Annotated in this window: 8 protein-coding genes and 4 pseudogenes; 1 reads left to right on the forward strand and 11 read right to left on the reverse strand. The window is 31.9% G+C overall.

Translation table 11 applies throughout. The annotated features are described in order from the left end of the window. Positions 1–15 precede the first annotated feature (15 nt). Positions 16–1,410, reverse strand: a pseudogene (locus tag BPMYX0001_RS29795) (sensor histidine kinase). Beyond that, positions 1,407–2,129, reverse strand: coding sequence for a response regulator transcription factor (locus tag BPMYX0001_RS26835; protein WP_006097326.1), 723 nt, complete (start codon positions 2,127–2,129; stop codon positions 1,407–1,409). Before BPMYX0001_RS26835 ends, BPMYX0001_RS29795 begins: the two are co-directional and overlap by 4 nt. Before the next feature lie 266 nt (positions 2,130–2,395). Between BPMYX0001_RS26835 and BPMYX0001_RS32820 the strand changes: the two genes are divergently transcribed. Next, positions 2,396–2,572 carry a hypothetical protein gene (locus BPMYX0001_RS32820; RefSeq protein WP_157753643.1) on the forward strand — a complete coding sequence of 59 codons (177 nt, stop codon included), beginning with the start codon at positions 2,396–2,398 and terminating at the stop codon, positions 2,570–2,572. Here the strand turns inward: BPMYX0001_RS32820 and BPMYX0001_RS31690 are convergent. From BPMYX0001_RS31690 to BPMYX0001_RS26870, 9 genes and pseudogenes are all read right to left on the reverse strand, one after another. Further along, positions 2,512–2,796 (reverse strand): annotated as a pseudogene (locus tag BPMYX0001_RS31690) (DDE-type integrase/transposase/recombinase); the annotation flags it as partial. The gene BPMYX0001_RS32820 and the pseudogene BPMYX0001_RS31690 sit on opposite strands and share 61 nt — an antisense overlap. Positions 2,797–2,849: 53 nt before the next feature. Continuing rightward, positions 2,850–3,044 (reverse strand): hypothetical protein, encoded by a 195-nt coding sequence (locus BPMYX0001_RS26840; RefSeq protein WP_003199325.1) that lies wholly within the window; start codon positions 3,042–3,044, stop codon positions 2,850–2,852. Between the two features lie 545 nt (positions 3,045–3,589). Then, positions 3,590–3,709 (reverse strand): annotated as a pseudogene (locus tag BPMYX0001_RS31695) (recombinase family protein); the annotation flags it as partial. Positions 3,710–4,082: 373 nt separating this feature from the next. Then, a complete protein-coding gene (locus BPMYX0001_RS26845; protein WP_006097327.1) occupies positions 4,083–5,936 on the reverse strand; it encodes an FtsX-like permease family protein in 1,854 nt (617 codons plus the stop codon). Between the two features lie 15 nt (positions 5,937–5,951). Next, the gene (locus tag BPMYX0001_RS26850) at positions 5,952–6,713 is read right to left on the reverse strand and encodes an ABC transporter ATP-binding protein (RefSeq protein WP_006097328.1); all 762 of its coding nucleotides are present in this window, start codon (positions 6,711–6,713) and stop codon (positions 5,952–5,954) included. Between the two features lie 42 nt (positions 6,714–6,755). Continuing rightward, entirely contained in the window at positions 6,756–7,103 is a 348-nt protein-coding gene (locus BPMYX0001_RS26855) for a YxeA family protein (protein ID WP_006097329.1), read from the reverse strand. Between the two features lie 301 nt (positions 7,104–7,404). Beyond that, complete coding sequence (locus tag BPMYX0001_RS26860; RefSeq protein WP_033799447.1) at positions 7,405–8,916, reverse strand: sensor histidine kinase; 1,512 nt, start codon at positions 8,914–8,916, stop codon at positions 7,405–7,407. Then, positions 8,900–9,184, reverse strand: a pseudogene (locus BPMYX0001_RS26865) (winged helix-turn-helix domain-containing protein); the annotation flags it as partial. The gene BPMYX0001_RS26860 and the pseudogene BPMYX0001_RS26865, both read right to left, overlap by 17 nt. A gap of 111 nt (positions 9,185–9,295) precedes the next feature. After that, entirely contained in the window at positions 9,296–9,847 is a 552-nt protein-coding gene (locus BPMYX0001_RS26870) for a hypothetical protein (RefSeq protein ID WP_006097332.1), read from the reverse strand. Positions 9,848–10,286 lie beyond the last annotated feature (439 nt).

Consider the following 10,286-nt stretch of genomic DNA (forward strand, 5'->3'; position numbering starts at 1 on the left):
GACCTTAAGTTTAGCTTAATTTTCTAACGGAAGCTGAAATATAATTTTTGTACCGTTTCCTTTGCTGCTTTCAACTATAATTTCTCCACCGTGAGCCACGATGATTTCTCTTACAATCGCCATTCCTAAACCTGAACCACTTTTTGGATCTGTATTTGTACCACGGAAATATCGATCAAAAATGTGTGGTAAATCATTTTTATTTATTCCGTCACCATTGTCTTCAATCGTAAATACGGTATATCCAGATGTTTATTTTATGCGAACTTGTATTAATGTTTCAACATCAGTATGAATAAGCGCATTATTCAATAAATTTACTATCACACGTTGAATTAATCCCTGATCTGCTTTTATAATTAGTTCCTTCTTAAGACATTCAAACTCAATTAATCGATTCTCATAATGAGGCATATTCATAAATTCAATAATCGTTTCTCGGGTGAGATTCACAATATCTACTGTATTTTTATGGATAGGTAACAACGCATTCTTCAATTGATATGTAAGTTTTAAATCATTAATCAATTTTTCAATATAAATTGATTTATTTTGAATGACTTCTGCATATTGGTACATTTCTTGCATATTGATTTTATACTTGCGATTCCCTATAATTTCACTATAACCTTTAATAGAAGAAAGTGGTGTCTTTAAATCATGAGAGATATTTATAATCCATTCTGCTCGCATCGTATCTAGCCTTTTTCTTTGGAGATTAATATCCTTTAGTTGATGCGATAACTGATTCAAAGTTATATATACCTCTGCATATATTCCTTTTTCTTCCGGTACTTGTTCATATTGTCCTTGTTTTAACTTATTAATATGTTCAATTATCGTGACAACAGGTTTTGACATATACCTTGCCACAATGTAAGCAAATAATAAAATACAAACTACTGTTACTCCTATTAACATTAAAATTCCATATGGATAGAAGCTAGATAAATTATTGAAGTTCAAATAGACAGATTTTCGCAATGCTTGGTTTGACGGAAAAGCGACAATATAACTTTCTACTTGTGTACTTTTATCTAATTTACCCACAAACGTTGTATACCCCCCAATATCGTACTTATAGCGTAAAATCAAATCACTAGGGGTATAATGAGTTGGTGTATTTTTAGGCTTATACATTTGAAATACTTCATCACTATTACGATTTAATACTTGTAACCATGCTCCATGTTCTTGCAAAAAAATTTTCCCTTTATTTGTTATAGAAATACTTCCATTTTCTACTGTGATTTCTTTTTGAAAAGCTAATACTGAGCCCTCTGGATCGTCCATTCCCTCACGGTTATAAGTAAATACTAAATAACTAAAAGCAAAAAATTGAACGATTAGGATAAACATAATTAATCCTATTAATGAGGTAATATATAGTCTCGTGACCTTCCACTTCATCTTGCATCACCTTTTGTATTAAGTTTATATCCGAGTCCCCTTACTGTTACAAGGTAATGAGGGTTGGAAGGATTATCCTCTATTTTTTCTCTTAAATGTCTCATATGCACCATCATAATATTGTCATTACCCAGATATGTTTCTCCCCAGACAGCTTCATATAAGCGGGCCTTACTAAAAATTTGATTTGGGTTTTTTATTAAAAATAGTAATATATTAAATTCTTTTGCTGTTAAAGATAGTAATGTATCACCCTTTAACACTGTTCCTTGTGCCTCATCTATCGTAATGTCTCCAAACTGATACATAATCCGAGCCTTTTCTTGATATTGATTGCGTCGAAAAAATGCTTTTATCTTATATGCTACTTCTTTCGGACTAAAAGGCTTTGTAATGTAATCATCGCCACCTATACTTAATCCAAGTATTTTATCTAAATCTTCATTTTTCGCCGATAAGAAAAATATTGGAACGAATGTAAACTGTCGAATTTGCTGACAAACACTATATCCATCTAAATCTGGAAGCATAATATCTAACATGATAAGATCTGGCTGTACTCGCTTACACATGCGTATTCCTTCTGCTCCTGTTGTATAAGTATAAATATGTTGAAACCCCTCTTTCTTTAAAACTGTTTCTAACAAATTTAAAATCTCTTTTTCATCATCTACTATAAGGATTTTTTTTGTATAAACATCTGGAATATTATGTATCATCTATTGCACCTCAATATCTTTCTATATAGTTTAAAATTAAATAGTGAACAGTATTACCTTAATTATTAATGTATCATTTCCATTCTACAGTAAAATAGTAATTTAAAAGTTTTCTTACTGATTTTAGAGGAGGATTATCATTTTTTCGATATGATTGCTTTTATTATGAAAATTTTAAGTTAAACATGGGTCACCTAATACAACACAATTTATAAGAAGTGATCATTTGTTTATGCAACATAATTTACAAGAGAGGAGGCAAATACATGGATGTGGCAAAACAGTTTTCTTCCTGTCTAAAACAGGAGAAAAAAAGTGAGCACACGGTTCTGTTGCAAAGTTACCCAAAACATAGAGAATCTAGAGTTGCATCGTTAAATGGTTATGCAACCATTAATAATTCCTGTAATTCGTTATACACCGAAAAGGCGGAGCCTATTTGAAGACTTCGCCTTTGTTTGTATAGGGCATGAATGGTTTCAATGCCTTTTATTGTACGAGAAGCATGCCGGAGAGTTTGAAATCCCGATGACCTAGCAAAACGACGTTTCACATGTCGGTGGTCTTGTTCTATACGATTATTCATATGTTTAACGGTACAATTAACGGTGCTTTTGTAAAATCCTTTCTCCTTTAACTTTTTAAATGCATAAAGTAACGCTGGCGCAATAAATTTTGACTATATATTTAGTCAAAATTTATTGCGCCCATTCTAAATACCTATTTATCTCTTTGTTTCCAAACACCGTTTCTTTTATAATATACATGATTCTCATTCATAAAATTAGCGGTATTACTAGGAATGGCAAACTTCTTATTTGTGCTTTTTCTCTTTTTCCTTTTCTTTTTTCTTTTCTCTTCTTTAATAGTTTGTAAATCTGCTTTCCACTGTTTTAAAAGTTTTTTTCCCTCCATAGCTTCACAAATTACCCCTTCAAAAAACCAATTATTAACTTTATTACTGATAAATTCTTTATTTTCATTGGAATTCCTTTTTATTTATTCATTTATTTATTTATATTAATTTATCTTTTTAAGTTAAAGAGAAAATCGTTAAATAATTCCTCTTTTATAAAATATTAGAGGTAACATGTTGGAAGCCCTAAAGGATTCTTTCTATAAAAAATATATGAATTTTATGATTTATAATTACTAAATTTTTCTTATTTAGGCACGATATAATTAGAAAGTGAATAAATAAATTTAAGGTGTAGTTGCTATGAAACAATTAGCAAAGTATCTTTATTGGATCTAAAATAAAAATTTCACAGCAATTACCTGGAATTTAATTGTAATTCGATATTTTAAGGGGTTTGAAAGTAAACTAATATTGAAAAGTTTACTTTCATGAATGATAAAAAAGGTCTAATTATTTAAGGTTAATTTAAGGTGGATTTTATAGGTATTTTCAGTTTATATATTATAATTATGATATTAAGTTATATTTATAGAGTTGTTACAAAGTGAACATCCTTTTCCTGAAGTTGTTCTACTAACTGTAATAGCTGAATGGTATTTCGCCCTAAACGATCCATTCTAGTTACGACCAAAGTATCCCCAATAGTTAGTTTTGACAGTATAGGGGATACGGCAACGATTCCTTCTTTTTGGAGCCACTCACAAATTTATAACAAGAGGGAATTCAAGTAGTTATTTAACTACTCAGGGTCCCGCCAACCAAATGACATAAAACCCACGCTAAGACATTTTATGGAAGATAAAAAACCGACTTTCCTACGTTAAGGAGAAAATCATTCATTTTATAAGTATCTAGATAAAGAAAGAGAACATAAATTTAAATTATATTCTCTTTCTCTCTTATTCATATAGGAAATATTCGATTAAATCCAACCTAGCTACCTTGTTAACTAAAAGAAAGCTAACTATAATGCTAATAAATATTGGATATCCTAATTAAATATAAAGCATATACAGTAAAACATCACATTCTTATTACTTTTTTTCAGGAAGAACAATTCCTTTATATAATTGAACTGTAATAAGGTAATAGATCGAATAGATAACTACGAAAATCAAGATTGGTAACCAAATACGGAAATATGGGTCAATTAAGATGAAACCAAAAATCTTCATACCCAATAATACATGAATTATACCTACTATCCCTGGAAATAAAAACACTAAAAATAACTCTTTATAAATGGATTTTGCTAATAATTCATGACGGACTCCAATTTTACGAAGCATTTCATAGCGTACAATATCTTTTGATGCACCAGAAAGAATCTTAAACATTAAGCAGCTTGCCATCATCGCAAGGAAAGCAATACCTAAGAAGAAACCCATAAATACTGTTCCGCTGGCACTGGCGTAAATCCCAGTATATATTTGATATTTACTGAAGATATCTTCAGCTGTGACATTTTTATATTTAACTAGCTGCAACCCGTCAATTTTTTTCCATTTATCTAAATATGTTACAAAATCCTCAGTTTTTCCAATTACAACAATGTTTTCTTTTTCTTGTATGCCATCGTACATTTTTTGATCTACTATTTTTTTTACTTTTTCCATGTAATTTAAATAGGTTGGTTGAAGAGAGCGTAAAGCGTCATCCCACTCTTCTGGGATAATATTTGTATTCTCCATATTCTCCTCACCATATTTTGAAATTGCTCCTACAGGAAGATTTTCAGAAACTCGTTTTACTTTCCCTCTATCCTTTTTTTCTATTCCAGCTTGCACAAGTGGACGGTTTTTCTCTAGATCTTCTTTCAAGTAGTAAACATATTTATCATCTACTTTATAGTGATATTCATTCTTTTCTTTAAATGTAATACCATCTAAAATATTCTTTTCTTCTGCTGTTGGATTATGAATGACTGTATCGTATATTTCAAGTTGATCCGTCGATTGAATTACGTTATTTTTAAAAGCCATCCCACCTGAAATCGCCCCCGCACCAAGTGCTACTAACATTGCTACTGTTGCGAGTACCTTTGTTAAACTATTAATACGAAAGTTTAATTGAGCAAATGTAAAAGCATTAAGACCTTTCTCACTACGCTTTTTATTACTCTTTAATTTTTTAATAATAAGCGGAAGGACAGAAGTAAATAACATATACGTTCCTGCTGTAGTTGTAAGCATCGCAATCATAGGCCCCTGTTCTTTTAACTTATTCATATAAATCATCGAAGCATATCCAATTCCTAATAAAATAATGGCTAAAAATGAAACAATCCCAGTCCACTTACCTTTAATCATTGTACGTTCTGCTGAAGCATCTGCATGTACAAGTTGCAGAACGGAGATGCGTGATAATTTCACACTATTCATAATGGCAGATAACACAAATAATACCAAGAAGAACATACAAGTAACTAACATAGATGGTACATAAAACCCTTGGTAACCACTCGCAGTAAAATCCAGTTGCTTCATGAGGAGTTTACCCATCCCTTGTGAAAGCCCTATTCCTACTGTAATTCCAATTACTAAGGATACTGCCCCAATAATAATCGTTTCCAGAAACATAAGTAATGTAACCTTATGTTTTTTTGCACCTAACATCATATACATCCCAAATTCTTTTTGGCGAAGAGACATCAAAAAAGAATTTGCATATAGAACATAGAAGAATGTAATGATTGCTAATAGAGCTGAACCTGTTTGAAAAACAGGCGCAATTGACCGAATAGTAGTATTTGCTTCAACAAATGCTTTATTTAATGCTAGCGTTTGAAACATGTAAAAAATTGAAATTGACATAACAAGACCAACTAGTAAGACAATATAATCTTTTAGCTTACTTTTTAGTCCTGATATAGAAAGTTTAAATATCATGGTGGGTGTCCTTTCTTATCCTTTTTGTGTACCTAAATCCGCAAGTACATCTAAAATTTCTTTATAGAACACTTCACGCGTACCACTACGATGAATTTCTTTATATAACTCACCATCTTGAATGAACAAAATGCGCTGGCAATAACTTGCACTATATGGATCATGAGTAACCATCATAATCGAAACATCTTGTTTTTCATTTAAATTTTTCATTGCTTCTAAAAGGCTTGTTGCATTTTTTGAATCCAGTGCCCCTGTTGGCTCGTCCCCTAAAATAATTGCTGGTTCATGTACAAGCGCGCGTGCTGCCGCGGAACGTTGTTTTTGTCCACCAGATACCTCAGATGGATATTTTTGAAGTATTTCCGAAATCCCTAACATATTGGCTACTTTCTTTACTTTTGGACCAATCTTACGCGATGGGACTCCTTGAAGTGAAAGTGGAAGTGCAATATTTTCATAAATAGATAGATTCTCTAATAAATTGAAATCTTGAAAGATAAATCCTAATTTTTGAGAGCGAAAATCTGAAAGCTCTCCTTGCTTCATTTTAGTGATATCGATACCAGCAATTTCAACAATGCCGCCAGTTGCTACATCTAATGTTGAAATTACATTTAATAATGTTGTTTTTCCTGAACCAGACGGTCCCATGATTCCAACAAATTCTCCCTCTTGAATCGAGAACGATACATCTCTTAAAGCGTGTGACTGATTTTCACCTTTTTTACCGTACACTTTTTGAACATTTTTTACATTTACAACTGAGTTGTTCATAATATTCTCCTACCTTTGTTTTTAACTCGATAAATTCATTATTTATTTTTTTAGTTTTTCTTTTGCTTTCTCAGGAACTTCTTTTTCCTGCACTTTCTCAAATTCGTAAACATACTTTCCTTTTACATGAACCTTTAAATAAGAATCTGGATAATCATCCTTACCAGAAACCCCTACTTTAATGGTATTTTCATCGCCTGATTCATCAACTCCGTTTAACATGTAAAAATATCTCTTACCATCAGGTTTTGCTTCCCCTTTTGTAAGGACGTACACATCTTTTTCTTTCACTAATGGATTAAATCTATCTATTGTTTCTCCTCCCATATAAGTTAATAATCCACCTCCTACAACAACTAATCCTGACACTGCAATCCATGCTTTTTTCATCTATCTTTTCCGCCTTTCTTTTCCTATTTAATTAGATGTCATCTCATTCATTCTTTGGGATTTTAATGAGAATGAATATGCTTTCTAACACATTTCTAAGTATAGAGAGTGTTTCTTAATAAATACTGAGGGGGTTTCTTAACTTTTTCTTAACAAAAGCTTTAAACTTTAATCATTCAATAATTTTTCAATCTAATAAAAAAGAACTCTTTTGCAAGAGTTCTTTTTTATCCTGTTAACACACGGCACATTTTCAGTTTGTATCATTTCATTACACCTAGAAACAATTTATATAATATTATTACTTTTTTGCCTCAATGGGAAGTGAAATAATAAAGCGCACAATACCGTCTTCATATTCTGCCCGAATGTCTCCGCTTTGCAAATCAACAATACTTTTTGCAATGGCAAGTCCAAGTCCAGATCCTTCTGAGACTCTGCTTCTTGATTGATCCTTTTTATAAAAACGTTCAAATAAATTCTTCAATTCTTGTCTTGTAAATTCTTCGCTTTGATTTGCCACAGAAATTTGAATGCTATCTTGCTGTCTTTGAAGAGAAATTTTAATTTCTCCTTCATCTTTACTGTATTTAATCGCATTCATTAATAAATTATCAAACACACGCACGATTTTCTCCGAATCAAGTTCAGCATATATGCGTTCATCAGGAAATTCCTTCACAAATGAAAGACCATGTTCCTCTGCTTGTGGTACTAATTCTTCAATTAATTGATCGAGCATTTCATTGATGCATACTTCTTGTTTTTCTAACACAACCTTTTGGTTTGTTAATTTTGTGTACTCAAATAAATCTTCTATTAAGTTTTTAAGCTGTTCCGATTTTGAAAAAGCAACCTTTATATACTCATCATATTGTTCTCTATTATCATATTTCGCATCGCGTAATAAACGTAAATATCCCATAATAAATGTAAGTGGTGTTCGTAAATCATGCGAGACATTTGTAATCAATTCATTTTTCTGTCTTTCAATTTCTCTTTCTTTTTCAATATTCACCATTATCTCTTCTGCCATTTGATTAATATTTTTTGTTAGTAAAGCCATCTCATCTTGCCCTTTCTCTTCAATTCGATATGCTAAGTTTCCTTTTGCTATCTCATTTACTCCTTGCGCCATCGCTTCAATTTGCTTCATTTTTCTCTTTGTAATATAAAAGAAAGAAAAGATAAACACGATAATTCCAATAAAGGAAGGGAGAATTCCCTCTTCTGTTTCATATGTGATATCTCCTTCTGGAATCCCACTTACAAACATATACAAGTTTTTCCCTTCAATTGTAACTGGATAAAAAGTAATGAATTCTTTACGTGATCCCATGATTATTTCTGAATCCTTATTGTAAATTGGTCGATTCATCGCAAAGTGCATCACATTGCTAATGGTACTATGCAAATTAATTTCTACTTCCGGCGCCTGTTTTGTTTTATATAAAACCTTTCCTGTTTCATCCGTAACCAATACTTTTAAAGCCTTTTGCTCTTTTTTATCTTCACTCTCAATCATCTCTTGCAAAGATGCTACCTTATTTTCACTTACTGCTTTTTCCGCCGTTTCCTTCGCTTGACGATTAATTTGTAACATACTAAAACTATAATCAACATAAGCCCTTTGATTCATATCTTCAGCGAATGGCGCCACAGCTCTTGATACGAAGAAACCAAGTAATGCACAAAGAAAGAATGTTGTAATAAGCTGTATTCTAATACTTCCTAGAATATGATTGCCTAATTTTTTTACTAAGCTTACTATTTTATTATTAAGATAATAGAATGGTTTAAAGATCTTTTTCAATTTTATAACCTACTCCCCAAACTGTTTTAATATAACAAGGTTTCCTTGGATTCTCTTCTATCTTTTCACGTATTTTCCGAATATGTACCATCACAGTATTATCAGATTGGAAAGACTGTTCTTTCCACACTCTTTCATAAATTTGTTCAGCGCTCAGTACCATTCCTTGATTTCGAGCTAATAACTCTAGCACCAAGAATTCCCTCGGTGTTAATTTCACTACTTGGTTCGCAACGATAACCTCATATGTCGCTACATTAATCTTTATGTGGGGTCTGTGTAGCAATGGAACCAAATCACGTAATAAGTATTAGCGGACATTATTTGTGCATATAAAAAGGAAGACTTTCAAAATGAGAAAGTCTTCCTTAGTCTTTTCCTAATCCCAATTAATATCTCCAGTAGTTATAGCTCCTTTAGCTTTGCAATAACCTTGACCTATACATTCCAGGTTTAGACTATATTTACCTCGACCTAGTTGTTCGTTTCTTTCAAACATATCACCTGGTTGCAATGTCTTTTCATACCCGACTTCATGATTTTTATATAATGTTACCTTTATGGGCACCTTACTTTCTGAATAATTTGATACATGAAAGAAGGGACTGTAGACTTTCGTGGTTAATTCTCGTGTTTGTTGGGATCTTATATCTACTAAGTTTGCCATACTGATTCGTAAATCTTTTTGCTCTTCATATTGTTGTAGTTGGTTCCAAATCGCTTCATGCCCCACTGGTATATGTGTAGTAAATAAAAACGTATCAATCTCTTCAAAATGGATTGGATTTTTATCAGCTTGTTTATGAACCTTATCTTGGAAAATTGATATAAAGCCCTTATTGATGAGGAAAAGTCCTAGTCCCCCTAATACTAAAAAAATAACTATACCTAAAATGGAAAGTTTAATGGACTTCCGTTTGAATGCATGCATTTTATATATCCTCCTCGTGCCGACGGGTCAAGTCTATAAATATTATAATAATTATCAAATAGTACTATATTTAATATAATCTTATTTGTCAATGTGATTTATTGTAAACAGTAAGATTAGCTCTTGAAGGGGTACGGCAACGATTCAAGGAGTAACCCGCCACATCTGAAATTTTTTCCAATTCTTAAAAACTATCTTTTTTGAGAATATAATTAGACCTTATTGCCGTTCTTGTCCCATTACTACACAGAACCCGATATTTAAAAAGGAGATACTCCCATTTTTTCGGTTTGGGGGCTCTATAAAATTTTAGCTTGATAGCAATGTATGATGACCCCTATAAGGAAACCTTGACCGGAGTCAAGGCTGAAGACGTACAATCTTAGGTCTATCTATAATACTTGATACACCTTTCTTGAAAAGGGATTCTATCATCGAA

It is taken from the genome of Bacillus pseudomycoides DSM 12442 (assembly GCF_000161455.1).
Taxonomy (GTDB): domain Bacteria; phylum Bacillota; class Bacilli; order Bacillales; family Bacillaceae_G; genus Bacillus_A; species Bacillus_A pseudomycoides.

What these genes read in the sequence shown, in the direction of transcription:
- BPMYX0001_RS26835 (WP_006097326.1), bottom strand. Translation starts at nt 2,129, where the DNA reads ATGATACATAATATTCCAGATGTTTATACAAAAAAAATCCTTATAGTA.
- BPMYX0001_RS26870 (WP_006097332.1), bottom strand. Translation starts at nt 9,847, where the DNA reads ATGCATGCATTCAAACGGAAGTCCATTAAACTTTCCATTTTAGGTATA.
- BPMYX0001_RS26855 (WP_006097329.1), bottom strand. Translation starts at nt 7,103, where the DNA reads ATGAAAAAAGCATGGATTGCAGTGTCAGGATTAGTTGTTGTAGGAGGT.
- BPMYX0001_RS26850 (WP_006097328.1), bottom strand. Translation starts at nt 6,713, where the DNA reads ATGAACAACTCAGTTGTAAATGTAAAAAATGTTCAAAAAGTGTACGGT.
- BPMYX0001_RS26840 (WP_003199325.1), bottom strand. Translation starts at nt 3,044, where the DNA reads ATGGAGGGAAAAAAACTTTTAAAACAGTGGAAAGCAGATTTACAAACT.
- BPMYX0001_RS32820 (WP_157753643.1), top strand. Translation starts at nt 2,396, where the DNA reads ATGGATGTGGCAAAACAGTTTTCTTCCTGTCTAAAACAGGAGAAAAAA.
- BPMYX0001_RS26845 (WP_006097327.1), bottom strand. Translation starts at nt 5,936, where the DNA reads ATGATATTTAAACTTTCTATATCAGGACTAAAAAGTAAGCTAAAAGAT.